The organism is Pseudidiomarina sp. PP-1MA (assembly GCF_041200125.1).
Classification (GTDB): domain Bacteria; phylum Pseudomonadota; class Gammaproteobacteria; order Enterobacterales; family Alteromonadaceae; genus Pseudidiomarina; species Pseudidiomarina fusca.
In genome coordinates this window covers 1352682-1375535 of the sequence record NZ_CP165718.1, presented here as the reverse complement: position 1 = coordinate 1375535, position 22854 = coordinate 1352682, and the positions used below count along the sequence as shown (strand labels likewise).

The 22854-nt window shown below is 46.8% G+C and carries 21 protein-coding genes; 9 read left to right on the top strand and 12 right to left on the bottom strand.

Annotated features, from left to right (window positions below):
• Positions 1-63 precede the first annotated feature (63 nt).
• Positions 64-939 (top strand): glucosaminidase domain-containing protein, encoded by an 876-nt coding sequence (locus AB8S08_RS06595; protein ID WP_369742260.1) that lies wholly within the window; start codon positions 64-66, stop codon positions 937-939.
• Here AB8S08_RS06595 and ttcA read toward each other — a convergent pair.
• From ttcA to ccoN, 10 genes are all read right to left on the bottom strand, one after another.
• Complete coding sequence (gene ttcA, locus AB8S08_RS06590) at positions 914-1879, bottom strand: tRNA 2-thiocytidine(32) synthetase TtcA (RefSeq protein WP_369742259.1); 966 nt, start codon at positions 1877-1879, stop codon at positions 914-916. The two genes, AB8S08_RS06595 and ttcA, sit on opposite strands and share 26 nt — an antisense overlap.
• A 41-nt stretch (positions 1880-1920) precedes the next feature.
• Positions 1921-2850: a universal stress protein UspE gene (gene uspE / locus AB8S08_RS06585; protein ID WP_369742258.1), complete on the bottom strand. Its 930-nt coding sequence runs from the start codon at positions 2848-2850 to the stop codon at positions 1921-1923.
• Between the two features lie 101 nt (positions 2851-2951).
• Positions 2952-3611, bottom strand: a complete 660-nt coding sequence (locus tag AB8S08_RS06580) for a sulfite exporter TauE/SafE family protein (RefSeq protein ID WP_313932294.1) — start codon at positions 3609-3611, stop codon at positions 2952-2954.
• Complete coding sequence (gene ccoS / locus AB8S08_RS06575) at positions 3601-3801, bottom strand: cbb3-type cytochrome oxidase assembly protein CcoS (protein WP_369742257.1); 201 nt, start codon at positions 3799-3801, stop codon at positions 3601-3603. The genes AB8S08_RS06580 and ccoS overlap by 11 nt, the downstream gene beginning before the upstream one ends.
• 2 nt (positions 3802-3803) lie before the next feature.
• Positions 3804-6224: a heavy metal translocating P-type ATPase gene (locus tag AB8S08_RS06570; protein ID WP_369742256.1), complete on the bottom strand. Its 2421-nt coding sequence runs from the start codon at positions 6222-6224 to the stop codon at positions 3804-3806.
• Between the two features lie 4 nt (positions 6225-6228).
• Positions 6229-6726, bottom strand: coding sequence for a FixH family protein (locus AB8S08_RS06565; RefSeq protein WP_369742255.1), 498 nt, complete (start codon positions 6724-6726; stop codon positions 6229-6231).
• A gap of 61 nt (positions 6727-6787) precedes the next feature.
• The gene (gene ccoP, locus AB8S08_RS06560) at positions 6788-7738 is read right to left on the bottom strand and encodes a cytochrome-c oxidase, cbb3-type subunit III (protein WP_369742254.1); all 951 of its coding nucleotides are present in this window, start codon (positions 7736-7738) and stop codon (positions 6788-6790) included.
• Positions 7731-7919, bottom strand: a complete 189-nt coding sequence (locus tag AB8S08_RS06555) for a cbb3-type cytochrome oxidase subunit 3 (protein WP_369742253.1) — start codon at positions 7917-7919, stop codon at positions 7731-7733. Before AB8S08_RS06555 ends, ccoP begins: the two co-directional genes overlap by 8 nt.
• 1 nt (position 7920) lies before the next feature.
• Positions 7921-8541: a cytochrome-c oxidase, cbb3-type subunit II gene (gene ccoO / locus AB8S08_RS06550; RefSeq protein WP_110075104.1), complete on the bottom strand. Its 621-nt coding sequence runs from the start codon at positions 8539-8541 to the stop codon at positions 7921-7923.
• Between the two features lie 11 nt (positions 8542-8552).
• Entirely contained in the window at positions 8553-10013 is a 1461-nt protein-coding gene (gene ccoN / locus AB8S08_RS06545; protein WP_369742252.1) for a cytochrome-c oxidase, cbb3-type subunit I, read from the bottom strand.
• A 222-nt stretch (positions 10014-10235) separates the two neighbouring features.
• On the opposite strand from ccoN, the gene AB8S08_RS06540 reads away from it, so the two are divergent.
• The 8 genes from AB8S08_RS06540 to fabA all read left to right on the top strand — a co-directional run bounded on the left by AB8S08_RS06540 (position 10236) and on the right by fabA (position 20637).
• Complete coding sequence (locus tag AB8S08_RS06540) at positions 10236-10625, top strand: hypothetical protein (RefSeq protein ID WP_110075102.1); 390 nt, start codon at positions 10236-10238, stop codon at positions 10623-10625.
• Between the two features lie 119 nt (positions 10626-10744).
• Positions 10745-11209 carry an NfeD family protein gene (locus tag AB8S08_RS06535; protein WP_369742251.1) on the top strand — a complete coding sequence of 155 codons (465 nt, stop codon included), beginning with the start codon at positions 10745-10747 and terminating at the stop codon, positions 11207-11209.
• A 100-nt stretch (positions 11210-11309) separates the two neighbouring features.
• Positions 11310-12239, top strand: a complete 930-nt coding sequence (locus AB8S08_RS06530) for an SPFH domain-containing protein (protein ID WP_110075100.1) — start codon at positions 11310-11312, stop codon at positions 12237-12239.
• Between the two features lie 129 nt (positions 12240-12368).
• The gene (locus tag AB8S08_RS06525; protein ID WP_369742250.1) at positions 12369-13418 is read left to right on the top strand and encodes an efflux RND transporter periplasmic adaptor subunit; all 1050 of its coding nucleotides are present in this window, start codon (positions 12369-12371) and stop codon (positions 13416-13418) included.
• Positions 13415-16504, top strand: coding sequence for an efflux RND transporter permease subunit (locus AB8S08_RS06520; protein WP_110075098.1), 3090 nt, complete (start codon positions 13415-13417; stop codon positions 16502-16504). Before AB8S08_RS06525 ends, AB8S08_RS06520 begins: the two co-directional genes overlap by 4 nt.
• A gap of 613 nt (positions 16505-17117) precedes the next feature.
• Positions 17118-18011 carry a TraB/GumN family protein gene (locus AB8S08_RS06515; protein WP_369742249.1) on the top strand — a complete coding sequence of 298 codons (894 nt, stop codon included), beginning with the start codon at positions 17118-17120 and terminating at the stop codon, positions 18009-18011.
• Between the two features lie 101 nt (positions 18012-18112).
• Positions 18113-20029, top strand: a complete 1917-nt coding sequence (locus AB8S08_RS06510; RefSeq protein WP_369742248.1) for an AAA family ATPase — start codon at positions 18113-18115, stop codon at positions 20027-20029.
• Between the two features lie 95 nt (positions 20030-20124).
• Complete coding sequence (fabA, locus tag AB8S08_RS06505) at positions 20125-20637, top strand: 3-hydroxyacyl-[acyl-carrier-protein] dehydratase FabA (RefSeq protein ID WP_110075082.1); 513 nt, start codon at positions 20125-20127, stop codon at positions 20635-20637.
• Positions 20638-20729: 92 nt separating this feature from the next.
• Here fabA and rmf read toward each other — a convergent pair whose 3' ends face one another.
• A complete protein-coding gene (gene rmf, locus AB8S08_RS06500; protein ID WP_153825644.1) occupies positions 20730-20903 on the bottom strand; it encodes a ribosome modulation factor in 174 nt (57 codons plus the stop codon).
• Positions 20904-21098: 195 nt separating this feature from the next.
• Entirely contained in the window at positions 21099-22847 is a 1749-nt protein-coding gene (locus tag AB8S08_RS06495) for a DUF3466 family protein (protein ID WP_369742247.1), read from the bottom strand.
• Between the last annotated feature and the right edge of the window lie 7 nt (positions 22848-22854).

Sequence of the window (22854 nt, the reverse complement as noted above, 5' to 3'; positions counted from 1 at the left end):
CCCATCTGCAGCGCCGATGGGGCTTTTGTTTAACAGACTGATAAACCTAAACATGGAGTTTTCATGCGTAAGTTATTTTGGATCCTAGTTGCAGTTGTGATAGCAGTCACAGTGTGGTTGCCAACACAATTGCATCAAGTTGCACCGAGCGCACAGCAGAGCAAGCAAACCGCAGCGCAGGCGCCGTTAAAGGTGCCAGTAGTCACCCAAGTACCAGATTTTAGTGGGTACGCAGATGTACGCGACAAGAAAAAAGCTTTCTTTGCCTTTTTAGCACCTTTGGTACAGGCAGAAAATGCCCAAATAGAACTCGACCGCGAGCGTATTTTGGCTTTGCAACAAAAATCCCAATGGAGCGCAAAAGAACAAGCTTGGTTGTTAAAAATAGCTGATGACTATGGTATTGATGGCGATATTGAGCAGGCCAACGAATTATTTGAGCTGTTATTGCGCCGTGTCGATTTGGTACCTGAAACACTGGTGTTAGTTCAAGCTGCGAATGAATCCGGTTGGGGAGCTTCTCGATTTGCGCAGGATGCTTTGAATTTATTCGGTCAATGGTGTTTTACCAAGGGCTGTGGCTTGGTGCCCGATGCCCGTGCCGATGAAGCCCGGCATGAAGTTCGCAAGTTTGCTTCAGTGAATGCCTCGGTGCGCAGTTATTTGCGTAATATCAACACTCATCCAGCGTACTTTGATTTACGTTCACTACGCGCTGAGCGACGTGCGCAAGGCCGCGATGTACGAGCTTTAGATTTAACGCCAGGGTTACTAAGTTATTCAGAACGCGGGGAAGAGTATATCGCTGAATTGAATGCTATGATTCGGGTAAATCGGCCAATCATTATGGATGTGTTAGCTAGTGGCAACGCCGCCGTAAACGACGACGCTGCCCCTCAGAATACGGATACTGTTAGTTCACCATCCGCACCTGAATAACACCAAGACTACTGGCCGCATTGCTAGTGCGGTCGGTGGTTTCGCCATCATCGCCATCGCCACGGTAATTTAGAAATGCGGTAGGAGTACTATGATCAAAGGCGGTATCACCATCTTGATTAGCTTCGCCGGTGGCAACAATATTCTTAAAGTCATACAGCTTAGCATCGGCTAAATGTGATGGTACTACGTTCTGTAGCGCACTGAACATACTTTCAATTCGGCCTGGATACTGTTTATCCCAGCTCTTAAGTAATTCTTTAATGACTTTACGCTGCAGGTTTTCTTGGCTGCCACACAAATTACACGGAATAATCGGAAAGGCCATTTGCGTAGCATACTTGCTGATATCTTTTTCGCTGGCATAAGCTAATGGACGAATCACTACGTGCTGACCATTGTCACTGACTAACTTAGGTGGCATTGATTTCATGGTGCCGCCATAAAACATATTCAGCATCATGGTTTCTAGCATATCATCACGGTGATGTCCTAGTGCGATCTTGGTGGCCCCCAACTCTGAGGCTACCCGATACAAAATACCACGACGTAGACGCGAACACAGCGAACAGGTGGTTTTGCCGGCCGGGATTTTTTCTTTTACGATACTGTAGGTATCTTCTTCAATAATGCGAAAATCCACGCCTTCGTTAGCTAAATACTCGGGTAAAATATGCTCCGGGAACCCCGGTTGCTTTTGATCTAAATTCACCGCAATAATGTCAAACTTGATCGGGGCAATACGCTGCAAAAAGCGCAAAATATCGAGCAAGGTGTAGCTATCTTTACCACCCGATAGGCAAACCATAACGCGATCGCCATCTTCGATCATATTAAAGTCGCTAATAGCTTCGCCCACTTTGCGACGTAAACGTTTTTGCAATTTGTTGAAGTTATACTGCTGCTTTTTCTCTTTGGCAGTATTGCTTGCTGCGCTCATAAGTACCCTGTGTTGCATTGGTCTAACAAAATTGGCGGCGATTATACCTCAACTGGTGACACAAATCCTTCCGGTTTTACTGCCAACAAATCACAATTAATGGTCTGAATAACATGTTCAGCAGTATTACCAAGTAGAGCGGCACTAAAACCGGTACGGCCAATGGTTCCAAGTACCACCAGTTCGGCATCTAGCTGCTCTGCAAGTTCTGGAATAACCTGTTCGGGCAAGCCCTCTAAGATATGTTGCGCGCTTTCAGGAATACCATAAGCGCGAGCGTGCTCGGCTAACGCGAGACGGTGATTTTCTTCAATAGCTTGCCGGTAGTTGGTGGTGTCAAACTCCGGGATTTCTGCGGCAATAGTGATGGGCGCGCCTGGGTAAGCATTGACCAAGTGAACTTCACTAGATAAACAGCCGGCAAACTTTTGTGCTGCTTCGGTTACCCGTTGATTCAGCGACTGATGATGTTGATGTTCACCGGTGGTGTGGATAGCGGCCAGTACTTTGCCTTGCTCTGGCCAGTCATGTTCTTTAACCAGCAGCACGTGGCAAGGTGCTTTACGCAACAAATGCCAATCCGTAGGGGTAAAAAATAAGGTAGCGAAGCCGTCCCGCACATGGGTTGCTTTTACAATCACATCATGTTGCCCCTGGATGGCGGTTTCGATAATGGCTTCAAAGGGACGGTTATGCCAGACTACTTTGATTTCGATCGCGATATCGCGAGTATTATAGTCTTCGAGTAAATCAGCTATCCAAGCTTTACGATCCGCAATCAAACTATCTCGCATCACATTGCGTTCATCAGCTGCAAGCATCGTGGTCATTTCATAGGAGAAATCATAAATGGATAGCATGATAGTCATGCGGGCACCACTTATTCGAGCAAGCTGTAGGGCTCGATTGAGGGCCTTTTGTTGTTGATGTTCAGGATCTAACACCACCAGAATATTAGCAACGCAACTCATAGCACTATCTCCATGCTGTCATGGCCGAGCTAGAACTCGGTATTCTTAACCTGCTTTGAGTTTAGCTAACAATAACTTAAACATCCATGTCATAACGCATGCTAATGTAATATTCCCAGTTGCCGTAGCGCAATGATGGCAGTCCAAGCTGCGTATAGGATCATAATGATCCCCATCAGTTGTTTGAAACCTTGTGATTTAAGAAACGCCTGCACCGCTTGACTGAACCAACCAAACGCGACCATCGCAGGCAAGGTGCCTAGGCCAAATAGCGCCATATAGAGTGCACCTTGGCTGGCAGATCCGCTTAAGGCTGCCCAACTGAGGGCGCTGTAAACTAACCCACAAGGTAACCAGCCCCAAAGCATGCCGGCCAAATAGAGTGCAGGCATGGATTGAGCTTGGCGAAATTTAACGGCAACCGGTTGTAACGCACGCCACAAGGGTACTCCTAGCTTTTCTAGGCGTTGCAACCCAAGCCACCAGCCGCCTAAATAAAGGCCCAAAACCAATAAAAAGAAGGCAGCAAGCAAGCGTAAGTAGACCAGTCCGTCGGGCATATTCTGCATGATTTGGCTGGCAGCCGCACCGATGATAGCTCCAGCGATAGTGTAGGAGCTAATACGCCCAGCATTGTAGGCTAACAGTCTAGGTAGGGAGGCGTTGCCACTGAGCGCTCCGGCAAGCCCGCCACACATCATTAAACAATGCCCGGCACCAGCTAAGCCCATCAGCAATGCTGCAACAGCATCAATCTGCATCTGGCTTATCCGATGGCTGTTGAGGCTTGGCAGCAGACGCAGCTTTGGGGCCGTCATCATCAAGCAAAACATTCATGCCTTGGCGCTCGAGATCTTCGAATTGGTCACTGCGCACAGCCCAAAAGAAGATACCTACGGCAATGATGACAAATAAAATCGCGATAGGAATAAGTACGTATAAACTATCCATAATTATCGATACAGCCTTAGTGAATTAAGCAACACAATAAGCGAGCTAACCGACATACCAATGGCGGCGATGTAGGGGGTTACCAGACCAAACATAGCAACTGGCAATATACCGACATTATAAACCAACGCCCAGATGATATTTTGTCGCAGGATGGTCCGGCTCTTAGCCGCGATGTCAACAAAGCTTAACACCGCACTAAATTGATTACGCATCAGTACTACATCAGCTGCCGTTCGCGCTAAATCAGCGGCATGGCCAAAGGTGACTGAAATATCAGCTTGGGCTAAAACTGGCCCATCATTGATGCCATCACCAATCATCATGACTGGATGCTGCTGTTGCGCCTCACTCACATAGGCGAGTTTATCTGCTGGTAGACAGTTAGCTTGTACTTCCGTGATTCCTAATTGTTGTGCTATTGGTAGCGCGAGCTCTAATCGATCACCGGTTAACATTACCACTTTGAAGCCGGCTTGTTGCAGACGGGCAACACCTATTTGTGCATCGCTGCGAAGCTGATCGCCAACCTGATACTCGGCCCACACCCCAGCCACACTGGCTAAGAATACCTGCGCCTGAGGTAAATGTGGCTGATATTTGGGATGCCACTGCTGAATAAAAGCTAAGCTGCCCAAACGTACCGATTGGTTCTGCCAAATACCTTGCAAGCCAGCACCAGTGATGGTTTCTACTTGGCTAACTTGGCATTTCGTGGTGGTTAACTGGCGTAACGGTTGTGCTAAAGGATGTTCACTGTAGTGCTCTAACGCCTGGGTTATGGCATGCAACTGATCACTCCCGTAGGGGCTACAAGGAGCAACGTAGCTTTCTTGTAGTTTAAACTCACCGCTAGTTAAGGTGCCGGTTTTATCAACAAACACCGTTTTGACTTGCTGCAGTACTTGCAATACATCAGCGTTGCGTAGCAGCACGCCGGATTTATTTAATTTATGAATAGCACCAGTTACAGCAGTTGGTGCGGCCAAGGCTAACGCGCAAGGGCAGGTGGCAACCAACACCGCTAGGGTTACCCAAAAGGCTTCAGCTGGATCAATCCAGGTCCAGATAAGAAACGTAAGTGCCGCCATAATAAGTACCTGCACGACAAACTGATTGGCTAGGCGTTCAGCTACTTGGGCTAGTTTAGGTTTGCGTGACAGCGCTAAATCTTGTAGGGCGATAATACTAGCCAACACGGTATCTTGTTGGATGGCGGTTACTTGTAATCTAGCCGTCTGCTGCTGGTTGATGCTACCAGCCAGCATGGTCTCACCCCTGTGCTTTTGTACCGGTCGACTTTCGCCCGTGAGGACACTTTCGTTCACTAATGCGGTGCCGTCCAACAGGGTACCATCAGCCGGTAGTGTATGGCCCGCGAGTACTCGAATCACATCATCTGGTTGTAACTGACTGACTGGAACGGTCTCAATCTCACCATCAGCGCGTTCACGATCCGCCACTGCTGGCAGTAATTTAATTAAATTGGCAGCAGCGCTGAGAGCTTTTTGTTTGGCTAATAATTCTAAATAACGTCCAACCAATAAGAAGAAGGTGAACATGGCTACGGATTCGAAATACACCTCACCTTGATGGGTGATGGTGGCATAAGCACTAGCCCCATAAGCACCAAGTAAGGCAATACTAACGGGAACGTCCATGTTGGGCCGCTGGGCTTGAATACTGCGCAGCGCGCTTAAATAAAAAGGTTGGGCGCTGTAGAGCAATACTGGCGTGGCGAATAACAAACTAATCCACCACATAAATTGCTTCAAGTTCTCGTCAAATTCCGACAGCACCCCAAAATAGAGGGCAACTGCTATCATCATCACTTGCATGGTGGCTAAACCAGCCACTCCAAGCCGATTAATAAAATAGCGTCGTTTACGTTTGAAATCTTGCTCTTGGGTGGCGGATTGAAAAGGTAGGGCGCGGTACCCTAATTGCGCAATTGCTTGTAGCAAGGTACTTAATTTAACCTGTGCTGGCACCCAAGTAATATGCACACGTTCAGTGGTTGCGTTCACTTGTGCTTGCACAACGCCGGCGATTCGAGCTAAGTGCTGTTCAATAAGCCAAGCACAAGCCGAGCAGGTCATACCTTCCACAGACAGTGTCATGCTGCGCGATTGATCGTCATGAGTACGAGTAAATTGTTGTTGTAATTGCTCGTCATCATAAGCGCTAAGTTGCTGCAGCTCTTCTGGCACCAATGGAATAGCGAGGGGATTACTGGTATCGCGATATTGATAAAAGTGCAGTAGGTTTTGTTGCGCAATGGTCTCTGCGACCGCCTGACAGCCATAACAACATACGGGGCGTTGTTGATTGGCGATAATCACTTGATAGCCACCATCATCAGGAAGTGGTTGCAAGCAGTGAAAACAAAGCCCCGGAGGGGCTTCGGGAAGCACTTTGCTCATGCGGTTAGACGCCGTAAGTTAATGGTTCAAGCACGATGGTGCGATAGGCTGGTAAATTCAATGATTGCGATAATCTCCAACTACCATCAAATGGCGTGATGGTGATGGTCCATTTACCGGCTTCAGTTGCGGGTAAATCACCTTTAAATACGCCTTGTGCGTCGGCTGTTAAAACTTGTGAAAAGTCTTTATCTGATTGCGTACTATGATAAAAATTAACCGTGAGTGCGGTTAATTGCTGCGGCTTATCGCCACGGTAGCGCAGGGTGAATTGCTGATCCACCTGATTAAAATCAAATTCAATGCCTAATGCTTGAGCCGCTTGTACACGCTCTACTTCAGCGTTAATGCCTCGTCCTTTCTTATAATAATCATCCACCACCATAGGATTGTCGCCATATCGAGCGGCAATGGTCAGGGTGATAATCATTGCAATAATCACTGAAAATGGCAGTGACATCAGAAACCAGGGCCAGAACTGCTTGTACCAAGGTTTTTCCATAGGTTAGACACCTCCACAAGGTGGTTAAAATAAAAAACCCCGCAGGAGCGGGGTTTTTCGATTAGTCCTGCGACAGCCCGTAAACGTACGCGCTAATAACGTGTATCTTATCCTCTCCTAGAATATCTTTCCAGGCAGGCATCACACCGTTACGACCGTGACGTAGGGTTTCTTCGATAGTTTCTTGTGAACCACCGTACAACCAAATGTTGTCAGTCAGGTTAGGTGCGCCTAAGGCGTAGTTACCTTTACCATCTTGACCATGACATGCGGAACAAATCACAAAGTTTGCTTTACCTGCCGCAGCAAGTTCAGGGTCAACTTTACGACCACTTAAACTTAATACGTAGTTGGCTAATTCTGTAATTTGTTTATCGCTAAACTGGCCTGCGTAAGCTGGCATAGCACCACGACGACCAGCAATCAAAGAATGCTTGATGGCATCTGGTGAACCGCCATATAACCAATCATCGTCTGTTAGGTTAGGGAAGCCTTTGCCACCCATCGCGTTAGAACCATGACATTGTGCGCAGTTTTGTAAAAACAAGCGCTGGCCAATCTCGGTTGCTTCCTCATCTTGCGCAAGCTCTTCAATTGGACGAGCTGATAATGCCGCAAAAATGGGGCCGTAGGTTTCATCTGCGTAATCCACTTCACGGTCATACTGTACGATTAGACCTGCTTCGCGATTAGCCTTGGTGGCTGCTCGAGACTCTTCTAATGACAATACTCCTTGGTTAGAGCTGGTCCAACCCAGTAAACCGGCAAAGTTACCCAAACCTGGAAACAACGCTAGGTAAACAAAACCCCAAACGATAGTAATCCAGAACAGAATCATCCACCAGCGCGGCAGTGGGTTATTGATCTCCACAATACCGTCGTACTCGTGGTCCATCAGTTCGCCTTCTTTGATGTGGGTATAATTTGACATGTTCCAACGCAACAGCCAGATAATACCAACCAAGAAGGCCAGTGTTAGCACGATTATCCATGCACTCCAGAAGCTACTCATTATTCTTAGACTCCTGTTTAGTACCCTTATTAGTAGTGGTTAATTCATCTTCGTCAAAGATTGAATTGGCAGCCTCATCAAAGCGCTTCTTGCTACCTTTGCTATAAGCCCACCAAACCACACCGATAAACAGTACGAAAACTAAAACGGTGTAAAAACTACGCCAAGTGATGTAGTCCATCTTACTTAGCCTGTGTCAAGCCAGTTCCTAGTACCTGCAAATATGCAATCAAGGCTTCCATTTCTGTTTTACCTTCAACTGCAGCTTTGGCACCGGCGATATCTTCGTCGGTATAAGGCACGCCGAACGAGCGGAATGTTTCAAGTTTCTTCGCAGTTAACTCACCGTCTAAGGTGTTTTCTGCTAACCACGGGAATGCAGGCATATTTGACTCAGGCACCACATCGCGAGGATTCATCAAGTGAACATAGTGCCACTCATCACTGTAACGTCCACCAACTCGCGCTAGATCTGGACCAGTACGCTTAGAACCCCACAAATGCGGATGCTCCCAAACGTGCTCACCAGCAAGTGAGTAGTGACCGTAACGTTCAGTTTCGGCACGGAAAGGACGAATCATTTGGCTATGGCAGTTGTTACAGCCTTCGCGAATATAAATGTCACGACCTTCCATTTCTAACGCGGTGTAGGGCTGAAGACCTAACACTGGCTCGTTAGTCTGCTTTTGAAACAGCAACGGGGTGATCTCCACTAAGCCACCGATAGAGATGGCAATAGTCATGAAAACGGCTAACCAGCCAACGCGCTTTTCAACAAATTCGTGTTTTACGTTCTTGCTCATAAGTCGACTCCTTACGCTGACTGAGGTGCAGTGTGTGCTGGAGCTGGCTCAACATCGAGAGTCTCGACGGTTGGAGAACCGGCACGGATGGTGCGATAGCAGTTAACTGCCATCAAGATCATCCCAGCAACAATGAACAGGCCACCGACAAAGCGAATGAACCAGAACGGATAAGAGGCTTCTACGCTCTCTACGAAGCTGTAGGTAAGAGTACCATCAGCTGCGTTTACTGCACGCCACATCAAGCCTTGCATCACCCCTGAAATCCATAGCGCAACAATGTAGAGAACCACACCAATGGTATGCAACCAGAAGTGTACGTTAATCCATTTTACGCTGTGCATTTGGGTTTGGCTCCAAAGGCGTGGAATCAGGTAATACAATGAACCGATAGTGATCATCGCTACCCAGCCTAAAGCACCAGAGTGTACGTGGCCTACCGTCCAGTCAGTGTAATGCGATAGGGCATTTACTGATTTGATTGCCATCATCGGACCTTCGAAGGTCGACATGCCGTAGAATGACAAAGAGACGATCAGGAAGCGTAAAATTGGATCGGTTTTCAGCTTATGCCAAGCACCTGACAAGGTCATGATACCGTTGATCATACCGCCCCAAGAAGGCACGAACAGAATCACCGACATCACCATACCTAACGACTGTGCCCAATCTGGCAACGCAGTGTAGTGTAAGTGGTGCGGGCCGGCCCAGATGTACAAAGAGATAAGGGCCCAGAAATGAACCACCGACAACCGGTACGAATACACCGGACGCTCAGCTTGTTTAGGAACGAAGTAGTACATCATACCTAAGAAGCCAGCCGTCAATAAAAAGCCTACCGCGTTGTGGCCATACCACCATTGCACCATCGCATCCACAGCACCTGAATAGAGGCTGTAAGATTTGGTTAGTGACACTGGTACTGCCATGCTGTTCACAATATGTAACACAGCGATAGTTACGATAAAGCCACCGTAGAACCAGTTAGCTACATAAATGTGCGAGGTACGGCGTTTGACCAAAGTACCAAAGAACACAATGATGTAGGCTACCCAAGAGAGGGCGATCAGAATGTCGATTGGCCATTCTAATTCAGCGTACTCTTTAGTAGAGGTTAAGCCTAGTGGTAACGTAATAACCGCCAAAACAATAACGGTTTGCCATGACCAAAATACAAAGGAAGCTAGCTTGTTCGAAAATAAAGCTGTCTTACAAGTCTTCTGGACAATGTAGAACGATGTTCCTATCAGGGCCGAAGTACCGAATGCGAAAATAACCGCATTAGTGTGCAACGGACGAAGACGAGAATACGTTAGCCAAGGGGTATCAAAATTTAGTTCAGGCCAGATCAGCTGAGCGGCAATAAATACGCCCAGTGACATGCCAATGATTCCCCAAATTACAGTCATCACAGCAAACTGCCGGACGACCTTTAGGTTATATTCAATTTGTTGTGGATTCGTATGGCTCATTTTTGGATTCCGCGTTGATGCTCTGATTTAAGGAGACAGAGTAACGTGATAATAATTAGTTGCTAGCAAGCTACTGAGTAAGTAGTTTGAGTAGCGATGCCATTTTACGGTCATTAACCAAAAAAATACAGGTCAAAACCGAGAAAAAATCAAGCCTTTCGGGCGTTTGGTGGAAATTTGACCAGTTAAAAATGCCCTTTAACCAAGGTGAATTATACCCGCATGAAAATTAAGGTCTTTATTTTCGTGGTTTGCAGCATGGTGTTCTTGTTTGGATGCCGCGACAAAGTGCCACAGGTTCAGCATAGCGCAGATACAAAAATCTTCCATCAAATTGATCCAGATCAACCTATGGTAGAGCAGCCGATCCTTATCCAATTAACCTTGCCAGAGCAGGTACAGCCGCAATTAAGTAAAGTTACGGGAGTGAATATGTATATGGGAGCGATTCCGTTAGTTTGGCAGCAACAAACGCAGACTCGCTGGCAGGCCGAGCTGTTATTGGGTGCTTGTGCTGAACCTCTGATGCAATGGCGGGTGACGGTGCCGCTAATAAATGGCGAACAACAGCTATCACCTTACGTATTCGAATTCAGCACCAAGCAACATTAATGCGCGGCACAAGCACAAGTTATTTTTAAGAAACTAATTGAAACAATTAAGCGATTCATAGCCAGCTTTTGCATGCTATATTGGCTTAGCGATAACGCAATAATCAAAGGATTAGACCTATGTCCATAGCCTTAATTTGGATAATCATTGGAGTTATTCTCATTCTATCAGAACTCATGCTAACCAGCGTCATTGCAGTGTTTCTGGGGATTGGGGCGATAGTTACTGGGCTGCTTTTGCATTGGGGGTTGATTGATCAAATCGCAACACAGTTTGCAGTTTTCGGAATTGTGAGCTTGGCTCTGTTATGGTTGGCGCGAGGCCGGATAAAACAGTGGTTTTCCGGTTATACGGCAGATGAGGACGAATCTAAACCGAATTTTCAACGCGATATCGGTGCTCGGGTTACGGTTGTGAAAGGGTTTCGTCATGGTGCCGGCCGGGTAACTCTTAATGGGGTGCAGTGGGATGCTTTTTCTGAAGATGAATTAGAAGCAGGTGATACCGCATGGGTGGTCGCCAATGAAGGTATCCAGTTGACGGTACAAAAAGAAAAGCTAAAACGAGCTGCAAGAACCGAATAACAAAAGCAGCTAACACTCATGGCGAACAATAGCCTAGTGATAAGAAAGTTTGCGGCGGTAAATCGATACTAGAATTAAAATTAACGAGCGAGATAACTACATGAACGAATCAATTATAAACGTCAATTCGGTACTAGCGCTTGGTTTTGCGCTGGCCGCCATCATCATTATTCTGAAATCGGCGCGCATTGTGCCGCAACGTTCTAATTTCGTCATTGAGCGCTTAGGAAAATACAACCGAACCTTAGATTCTGGTTTCCACTTCCTTATTCCTTTTATCGACAAAGTAGCCTACCAGCACACGTTAAAAGAAGAAGTGATTGACGTAGAACGCCAAGCCTGTGTTACCCGCGATAACATCCAAGTAGGCATTAATGGTGTCCTTTATATCCAAGTGGTTGATGCGCACAAGGCAAGTTATGGCATTAACGATTACCGTTATGCGGCGTCTCAGCTAGCACAAACGACCATGCGTTCTGTAATTGGCCAGACGGATCTTGATAAAACCTTTGAAGAGCGAGCGCAAATTAACGAAGTGGTAGTGCAAGCATTAGATGAAGCGGCTGCGCCATGGGGTATCAAAGTCTTAAGATATGAGATTTCTGATATTGAGTTGCCGATGAGTATTAAAGACGCATTAGAACAACAAATGCGGGCTGAACGTGAACGTCGAGCCGCTATTGCGAAATCTGAGGGTGAACGTCAAGCGATGATCAACGTTTCAGAAGGTCATAAGCAAGAAGTGATCAATTTGTCTGAGGCAGAAAAACAAAAGCAAATCAACGAAGCCGAAGGTCGTGCGCAAGAAATCGAGTTGATTGCCACTGCTACTGCGGAAGGTCTACGTAAAATTGCCGCAGCAATCCAAGAACCAGGCGGGCAGGATGCGGTTAGCTTGCGGGTTGCTGAACAATATGTGAAAGAGTTCGGTAATTTAGCGAAAGAAACAAACACCTTAATCTTGCCGGCACAGCTTGCAGATATTGGCGGTGCGGTGGCTGGTTTAACTGAAATCATCAAGAAAAAATAATTAGTTACATTTATAAAACTTTGGGCGTAAAGAAAAGGCCGTTCATCGAACATGAGCGGCCTTTTGTGATCAAATTTGTTCAAATAAGACTATTCGTAAACTGGCACAATTTTGTAAAGGACACAGGGAATGCGGTTGTTAACCAAAACCAGCTTAATAGTAAGCACCATTTTACTCTTGCAGGGGCTACCAGCTCAGGTACAAGCTCAGCAATGGGGTGGTGATCGTGCTGCAGTTGTATTAACGGAATCGATTGGTTTTGAACGCATTCAACGTCGTGTTGACGCCGTCGGTTATGCTGAAGCAGTGCGCTCAGTGGCGTTGTATCCCGCCGTTACCGATGAAGTTAAGGCGGTCAATTTCAAGCCGGGCGATCGGGTAGAACAGGGTGCGGTGTTGGTTCAACTAGACGATAGCCGTGAACAAATCGCCTTACAGCGAACGCAGATTCAGTTAGCAGATGCTGAACGCACCGTAGAGCGGCTGCAAAAAAGCCGCGCGCAAGGAGCTGTGCCTCAGAGTGAACTTGATGATGCTATCACAGCCCGCGACCTGCTTGAAATTACCTTGAAAGAAATTGCCGACGAAATTAACGACCGCCGCGTGATTGCTCCTTTTAGTGGCGTTGTTGGTATCACTGACGTTGAAGTTGGCGATCGCATTAATCCACAGACATTAATCACCACCATTGACCAGCGTGATCGACTTTTTGTTGATTTTCGCGCGCCCGAAGCAGCCATGGAAATGCTCATGAACCAGGCAGAATTGTTCGTGCGCCCATGGAATGCCCGAGAAGCCGCTTATCCGGCTGAAATTGTGGAGATTGACTCGCGGATCGATGCCGCCAACCGAACGTTACGGGTGCGGGCGGTGATGGATAACAGTAACGATCAGTTCCGGCCGGGGATGAGCTTTCGAGTGGCGCTAGAAATGCAAGGCGACAGTTATGCCGTGGTACCAGAAGCCGCGCTGATGTGGAGTGCCGACGGCGCCTATGTGTGGCTGAACAAAGATGGCAAGGCCACTCGTGTTGATGTGGATATTCGGCAGCGACTAGCTGGCCGTGCCTTAGTTGATGGGGCGTTACAGTTAGGTGACGAACTGGTGGTTGAGGGCGTTCAGGCATTACGTCCAGGCCAAGCCCTAAACCCACTGAATAAAGAGGCGGCACAGCCATGAAATGGACCCCGCAACTCAATGACCTCCCGTCGTTATCAATCCGCCGGCCGATTTTAGTTATTGTTCTTAATTTACTTATCATCATTGCGGGCTATGCGGCTATTAATGGCGTTGAAGTTCGCGAACTTCCTGATGTCGACCGACCGTTATTGACCGTTTCGGCAAGTTTCCCAGGTGCTGCACCAGAAACTGTCGATACTGAAGTTACCAGTCAGCTTGAGGGCGCTGTCGCTCGAGTGAGCGGTGTGAAGTCGATTCGAGCGTCAAGTGAAGAGGGTAGCTCACGCATTGTGGTTGAATTCAGACCTGGTGTGGATCTTGATGATGCCGCCAACGAAACCCGTGAATCTGTGAGTCGAGTACAGCGGATGTTGCCGGAAGAAGTTGAGAATGTTGCCATTATTAAAGCTGATAATGATTCTCAAGCTGTGGTAAACCTCTCCGTTTCTAGCTCTACGCTGGATCTTGAAACCCTCACCGAACGCGTCGAGACTGATATAGCTCCAGCTTTTTTAGGAGTTCCTGGTGTTGCCGATGTGCGTCTAAACGGCGATCGGGCGCGGGTGTTACGGGTTATTTTAGATCCGTTACGTTTAGCTAGTTATAACCTTGCCGTTACCGATGTTTCGCAAGTTTTACGACAAGCTCCGTTTGATGTACCCGCGGGTAGCTTAAAATCGACGGATCAACAACTTATCGTGCGAGCAGATGCTAGCTCAGTTACTGTTAAAGATGTTGAAGATATCGTTGTTCGTGGCGATACCCGAGTTGGTGATGTTGCTACGGTTTATTTTGGCCCAGCGGATGCTGGTAGTATGGTGCGCCTTGATGGTAAGCCTGTACTTGGGGTTGGTATTATTCGGCAGGCTCGCTCTAACACCATTGAGATCTCCGATGAAGTGTTGGCTCTCGTCGAAAAACTCAAGGTTCAGTTTCCTGAACTCGAAATTGAAGTCACCTCAGATGACGCCAAGTTTATCCGCAGCTCAGTAGAAGAAGTCTTTGTTTCTCTTGCTTTAACTATCTTATTGGTAGTTGCCACCTTGTGGGTGTTTATCGGTTCAGGCCGAGCAACCATTGTGCCTTCTTTAGCTATTCCGGTGGGCCTCATTGGTTCCATCGCAGTGATTTGGGCACTAGGTTTCTCCATCAATATTTTGACCTTGTTGGCGTTGGTGTTGGCAACGGGCTTGATTGTCGATGATGCCATCGTGGTATCCGAAAATATTCAACGACGCCGCACCATGGGGCTGGGCGCTCGCGCTGCCGCAGTGGTTGGTACTCGTGAAGTGTTCTTTGCGGTTATCGCTACGACTGCAGTATTAGTAGCGGTGTTCGTTCCCATTGCGTTTTTACCTTCGACAGCGGGGCGCTTATTCCGTGAATTTGGCGGGGTGTTAGCAGCCGCAGTCATTATCTCATCGTTTGTGGCGCTATCATTAGTACCAGCTTTGACCGCCCGGTTACCGCTCAAAGAAGAAAAACAAGCGAATAAGTTGCAGCAATGGGGCGGGAAGCTTCGTGATGGTTATGCCAAAACCCTTCATTTTGCATTAGATAAGGCTTGGTGGGTATTCATTGCTTGTACCTTGATTGCAATTTCGGCGGTATGGTCGTACAGCAATGTAGATAGTGAACTCATGCCATCAGAAGACCGTGGCACCATTCGTATCTTCGCCCGTGGCCCTGATGGTGTTGGGATTGATTTTATGGACCGCCAAGCGCGGCAAATGGAAGAAATTCTATTGCCATACGTCAACGGTGGCGATGTCGATAGTATCAATACAACCGTAGGGCAATGGGATCCAAACCTAGTGTTCATCACCGTACGTTTAACGGATTGGGAGCAGCGCGAGCGTTCGCAACAAGATATCATTAATGAAATAAACGGGCCGCTGACCAATATTCCTGGGGCTCCAGCTCGCGCCTTCGGTTCTAATAGCCTTAACCTGCGTGGCCAAGGTGGTGGTTTGCAAGTGGCGCTAACGGGTGAGGACTACCAAACCATTTTTGCAGCTGCGAAGAAATATACCGCACGCATTCAAAAAGATTTACCAGAGGTTGGTTTTCCGCGGATATCGTATCAGCCTACACAGCCGCAGTTACGGGTAAATATTGATCGCAAACGCGCAGAAGAGCTCGGGGTGCCGCTGAGTGACATCTCGACCACATTACGCGCCGCGATTAATGGCGATAATGTTGCCGATTTGAACGTGGGCGATCAGTCCGTACGGATCATTCTGCAAGCACAACGCAGCCTGATTAATGATCCATCCGATTTAATGAATCTTTATGTGGGATCATCAGCGTCAGGTTTAGTGCCTCTTTCAAGTATTGCGACCATTTCAGAAGAAGGTGTTGCGGCAGACCTTGGCCGACGCGCACAACGGCGTGCTATCGAGATTGACATGCAGTTACCAGAATCCATGCCAATCGAAGACGTGGTTGATAAACTAAGACAATTAGCAGCTGAAGAATTGCCGAGTGGGATTGGTTTAGTGATGTTAGGTGAGGCGGAAGCTTACGAAGAAACCGAACGGGAAGTAGCCTTAACTTACATCTTGGCCTTTGTTATCGTCTTTCTAGTACTAGCAGCGCAGTTTGAAAGTGTGAATAGTGCCGTAGTTGTTATGGCCACAGTACCTTTTGGCATAGCTGCAGCCTTGTTTGCGTTGTTTGTGACGGGTACCTCAATCAATATTTTCTCGCAAATCGGTTTAGTTATGTTGATTGGCTTAATCGCGAAGAACTCCATTTTGCTAGTTGAGTTTGCGGACCAACTGCGCGACCAAGGACAATCCGTGCGTGAGGCTGTCGAAAATGCTGCGGCAATTCGTTTGCGGCCGATTATGATGACCTTGGTATCTACCTTACTAGGCGCACTACCACTGATCCTTTCCATGGGTGCAGGGGCTGAGGCCCGTAATGCTATTGGATGGGTCGTGTTTGGTGGCTTGGCTTTTGCTGTGGTATTCACTTTATATTTAACGCCGGTTATGTACCTAGCTATTGCACGTTTCACCAAACCACGTGCTGATGAAAGTGATCGTCTGGCTGATGAAATGGAAAAAGCCGGGGAGTTGTAATCACTTAACGGCTCATTATCGGAAGTTTATAAAAGCCTCGCATTGATGCGGGGCTTTTTTTTGAATAGCGAAACCAAATCGATCAACACTAAGAAGCGCACACCAAGAAACCCAAATAACGCTACCGGTGCTAGATGAATTTTAGTTACAGGAAGATAAGTTACAGAGAGATAAGTTACAGAGAGATAAGTTACAGAGAGGTGAGTTGCTATCATTAAGTTTAATGAAGCTAAGGATGAGAGTTTTAATTAGCTACATTTGCCAGGGCAGCAAACTAATCTGAAAAGCTATGAAGTCTATGTGGGTAAAGAAGATTTAAATTCAGAACTAGCTAAGAATCTTGTAGAAATGTAAGTCATCACATCTCGTTAAAGATAATAATAATCATTGATTTAACATAATATACATTATACGCAATCATATAATCATGAAGAAGGCGGTAGATTTCTTTCCTTTGGCATTACCGCCTTATTCGGCGTTCAACAAGCTGCAAATGACCGATTTTGAAACCTTTGGTTACGGTTTTACGATAGCTTGCTGCTTGTCGGTTTTAGCTCTCTCACCTAGTATTCGTTATTGAAAATTTAACGACATCTCAATTTAAGGACGATTCATGAAAGCTTGGTTTAAGAATGTAATTGGCGTTGCTATGGCAGTGACTTGTAGCACTAGCTTGTTGTTTGCGCCTAGCGCTCAGGCTGATTTGTTTTATCAAATTAGTGGCAAGGATTTGACTCAACCATCTTATTTGTATGGCACCATGCATATGCTCTGTCAGGATGACTTCTACATAGATCCAAGCGTGACTGAAGCTTTTGCTAAAACTGAGCAACTGGTGCTAGAAATTGATTTAACGGATCCAGCCTTGGCGCAGGTCTTTCAACAGCATTCTGCGCAGCCCGATGCACAATATTTAAGAAAGTTTTTGAATGCTGAACAGCATCAACAGATGAATCAATACTTTGTTGATAATTTAGGCGCTGATTTAACTCAGATCGGCCACCTACGACCGTTTATTTTAACCAGCTTGCTCTTACCTATGCAGCTGAATTGTCAGCAACAGGCATCCTATGACGGTTATTTTGCTGAACAAGCGCAACTTGGTGGGCATACCATTGCTGAGCTAGAAACACCTTTGTTTCAATTAGATCTATTTAACCAAGTACCTGTTGCTGAACAAGTTAACTGGTTGTGGGACATGATTTCAGACCCTGCAAGTTCGCAAGCCGAGATGCAGAAACTTAACCAGCTCTATATCCAAGGTGACGCTGACAAATTATATGCCTATACCGTGGCTCAGCCTGAATTTGCTGAATATGAAGCGCTATTACTGAGTGACAGAAACCGTGACTGGGTGGTAAAACTACCGCAAATGATGGCTAGTAAGCCAAGTTTCATCGCGGTAGGTGCGGGTCATTTAGGCGGTGATCAGGGTGTGGTTGCCTTGTTGCGCGAGGCCGGTTATCAAGTACAGGCAATCAAAGTTGAACGCCCTACTACTAACTAACACTTAAAGTCTCTACAAATGCGTCGCAAATTCTAACAAACATGGTCAGTTACCCCTTATTTCGGCTATCATAGCTGTCTATAAAAGGAGAACGGCAAATTATGCGGATTGCGGCGCAAGCTTTACAACCAAATCTCACCGAATGGGCGGCACAACGTCCGGTTACTTCAGCTCCTAACCCTCTCATTGGGCAACAGCGAGCGCTTCATGCGATTGAGCAAGCGTTAAGTATTTGCGGTCGTTACGCCCATGGTTTTATTGTGACTCCAGCCGGCTTACGGGTCTTAGATGTGTTGGCCGAGTTACCTACGCAACAAGGCTGGCAAAGCGCTCATAGTCAATGCGACTGGCTTTATGTGGCTAATCCGGATTCAGCTAACCAGCCATTATGTATCGACGTAAATGCCGGCCAAGCAGATAGCTTTGTCATCAAGCTATGGGAATTTCTACAAGCCGCCGTGAATGTTCGACAACCCTTGCTTGAATATATGCTGGAAACCTTTACCAGTGAGCGGGTAAAGCACTATTTAGAGCTCATTTCAGACAAGACTTTTGACGATCTGCCCGGTGCTGAACTTGCTACTATATTGGTACGACAGCCGGCCCAGCCAGAGCCTTTTACTTATTGCGACAGAGTTACCGATGCGAGTTTGTTTGGTAGTATTCGACTTCAATCCGTTGAAGGAACCATTTCTTCAGATCTGCATTTAATTGAGCCCGGCGCCTTGCTGCGTGCTAATGGTGGCGTGCTGGCCATTGATGCCGAAGAGCTGTTCTTGCAGCCCGGCTTGTGGCGCAAATTAAAATACGTTCTGCGCACCAGTATGATGCATTGGCAAGCACCAGGCGACGCTCACATTGCAGCTTATTACCAGCCAGAACCTATTCCTGTGCAACTGAAAGTATTGTTATTAGGGGATCGTGATATTTACGCCCAATTACGCGAAGTAGACCGTGATTTTGATAACCTATTCCCTTATTTAGCGGACTTTTCATCTCATTATTCGCTAGCTCAAGCTCCCCTAGCCCCTTATTTTGACTATTTAGCTTATGTTGAGCGTGAGGCTGCGGTACGTCCATTAGCGCCTGATGCTATTGCGCCCTTGTTAAAGTTTGCGACTCGTTTGACTGATTTTCAAACAGAGTTAACACTAGACACTATCGCCTTAATGCAATTTTTGCGTGAAGCCAATGGCATTGCCGCCCAACAACAGCAGCAACAGATCTGTGCGGCACACCTTGAACAAGTGCTTGAACAACGCAAGCAGCGTGATGGCTACATCGCTGAGTTGAGTCGCCGCGCTATCTTAGAAGGTCAAGTCTACATTGAAACCTGTGGCCAGGTTATCGGCCAGATCAATGGATTAACCGTAGTTACTGCGGGTGGGTCTGAATTTGGTGAGCCAAGCCGGATTACGGCAACCGTGCATTACGGTGACGGCGATATTATTGACATCGACCGAAAATCAGAGCTCAGTGGTAGTATTCATACCAAAGGGGTGATGATTTTAAGTGCCTATATAGCCAATGTATTCGCTCGCAATGATGCTATGAGTCTGTCGGCTACCATTGTATTTGAGCAGTCTTATCACGAAGTTGATGGCGATAGTGCCTCTTTGGCTGAGCTTTGTTGTCTGCTGTCGGCACTAGCTGAGGCTCCTATTGAGCAAGGCTTAGCTATTACCGGCGCAGTCGATCAATTTGGTCGAGTACAAGCCATCGGCGCCGTCAACGAAAAGATAGAGGGTTATTTTGCGCTTTGCCAAGCGCGTGGACTAACCGGCAAACAAGGCGTCATCATTCCTCAAGCCAATTTAAGCCAGCTTAATCTTGATCATGAAGTGATTGCTGCGGTAGCTGCCGAAAAGTTTCATATTTATGCCGTTGAACACGTTACTGCAGCCTTAGAGTTATTGACCAACGAGCCGCAGAAACAACTATACGCTAAGATAGAACAACGACTTAGCGAACTACAGCATATAGAAAAACCCACGTCATGGTGGCAACGCTGGTTTTAAATAAGTAACAAATCGGACTTGTTAAGCGTACAAGTGTTCGCTAATCTGAGCGGGTATTTGCGAACACTTATTCTTTAGCTGTAATAAAGGTCTTTATGAAACAGTCTAGCTTCACCCGCGAAGAACTTCTGGCATGCGCCCATGGCGAAATGTTTGGTCCCGGCAATAGTCAGCTCCCTGCCCCGAATATGTTGATGATGGATCGGGTTTTAGAAATCACTGAAACCGGCGGCGCCTACAACAAAGGCTACATTCATGCCGAATTAGATATCACCCCAGATCTATGGTTTTTTGATTGCCACTTTATTGGTGATCCTGTTATGCCTGGTTGCTTGGGTTTGGATGCTATGTGGCAACTCACTGGCTTTTTCTTGGCCTGTTTAGGTGGGCCCGGTCGTGGTCGCGCGTTAGGTGTTGGCGAAGTGAAGTTTACCGGTCAGATTCTACCTACGGCGAAAAAAGTCACCTATCACATCGATATGAAGCGTGTGTTGAAACGTTCATTGTACATGGGTATTGCTGATGGTCGCGTCGAAGTGGATGGCAAAACTATCTATACTGCAAAAGATTTGAAAGTAGGCTTATTTACGGACACTTCTACCTTTTAATAGGTTCGTGTCTCGTCCTGCTAAAAGAAAGCCCGCTCATATGCGGGCTTATTTCATTCGGCTTTATTGTAGCTGTTTCTGATGAGGACGCATCAGCGGAACAGACCAACGCCACGAGCTTCCATCGCATCGCGCCAACCGCCTAGCCACTGAGATCGAACATCCTGATTTTGATAAGGACACAGTTCCTTAGAACGACCAGATACTCCGGCTTTGAACCCCTGTGCATGAGCACGTTCGAGGCGATCGCGTTTTTGTCGTTTCATATTTACCTTCCTCGTCCAATTGTCGTTTTTGATTTATGACAAGAGCATGACGTTTTTTTGACTGCTCTCCCTTTAATAGATAGCAACTTAATCAGGGAGTTCAACCTAAAAAAATGGCGTAATATCATGGTTACGGTTAAGTTCATGATATTACGCCAGTTTGTCAGATGGTTTTACTTAGAAGATTATTGCCAGTTAAATCTTGATTAAGCGACGAATAGTAATAAGGCCACCAATCAAGAACATAGCAATCAAGCCAAAAGGAGATGTGGCAGCGCCTTCACGTGTAATTACCTCATCCTCAGTAGAGCAACCTGTAACCTCGCCTGCGGCTGTATCCAGCTTCAGCGTCGCATAGACATTACGAGTGTAGGTCTCACCCTCTTCTGTGGTTTCTTCGATGGTCGTTAACGCGGTGGCCAAGATTTGATTATCTTCGTTGATATCGTCTGCCGACACTATGTAATAGTCCGCACTGCAACCAATAGCATCATTGAGGTTGATAAAACCAGCATCTGGATTATTTAAGTCATAAACAAAACCAACTCGACGGCGTTCGGCGTTCAGGGTGTAATCGATTTCACCTGAGCCCACCACTAAGCCTTGATTGTTGATAGCATTGGGATAGGTGCTTGAACCCTCGAAAAAGCCTGGTAACTCAGCGAAAGTTTCAGCTTCTACATCATAGATAAAGCCAATAGCGCGACGTACCCCTTGGATGGTACGAATCACAAAACCCGTTGCCTGATCTTCATCGTTGATGGCAGTCGCCGAGCCCCAAATGTATTCCTCATCTGTCGTGATCGCTTTAGTTTCCCCATTTTGGTAAACCACTGGCATTTTAATCCGGTTGCCCGGTTGTTCTACGTCGTTGTAGTAAGTCCAGCTTTGGCCTACCGCAATGCCGTTGTTGTTGACTGCATAAGCATAAGCAGACCAGTAGGCTCCATCATCTTCTGCACGCTCACGCAATGGCGGATACAGAGTTTCTGAAATAACTTGGCCTTGGTCATCAAGTTGCCACACAGCTGCATGCATATCGTAAAGAGAGCCATTAGCAGTAAAAGAGCCACCTAAGGCTGATTCGCGCTGAAAACCGTACCAAAGATTCCAAATACAGGTATAAACGGCGCGATTGGACGCTGGGGTAAAGTCTTCAATACAAGCATCTACCCGCTCTTGAGCAGCTGGGAATAACGCCACACTAGCGTTACCTACGGCTAAATTGGTGTCATTGATGGCAAAGATTTGTGCCTCACCACCTAAGTATTCCTGCTCTGGCGGCGCAATTAAGCTGTAATTAGTGCCATCAAACCACAAACCACGACTGATGTACTCACGCTCAGCAAAGTTTAACGTGATGGGGTCTGGCATCTCGCCACCCTCTTCAGCTGGTTCAGGTTGATACGTGTGATCAAAGCGAGTGTAAGGCGCAGATGCCCAACCTACTCTCACGTTATTGTTATTCAAACCTAAAAAGGCATGATCCGCTGATTTTTCTTGGCTTGATACGGCCCCGTCGGTACCGTTGAGTAAGCCATGGAACAGGATATCTTGACCGTTATAAGTTCCGGCAAAATCAGTAGCAATACGCAACTCAGCACTATTTGCATTCTCTCGATCAGCCAGCACTTGAACGAGTCCCCAATATTGGGCCTCAGTTAAGCTATCGGTGGCAGGATCAAAATCTTCATCTAAACCGATATAGCCTTTTAAGTTATCGGTCATAAGATCAAAATCAATCTCGGTGTTAGCTGAAAAGCGGCCATGTAAGGTGATCAAACCACTATCGTTGATATTGCGCGGAAAACTGGCCCGTACTTGACTGTGCGTTTCCGGGAGTACGGTATAGGTATAGCTATCGGCCATAGCTGCGGCACTAAAACTACTGCTTAATAAACCGGCTACTGCCAGCGTAAGTGCTTTGGTTTTAAACTGTTTCATAAGGAAT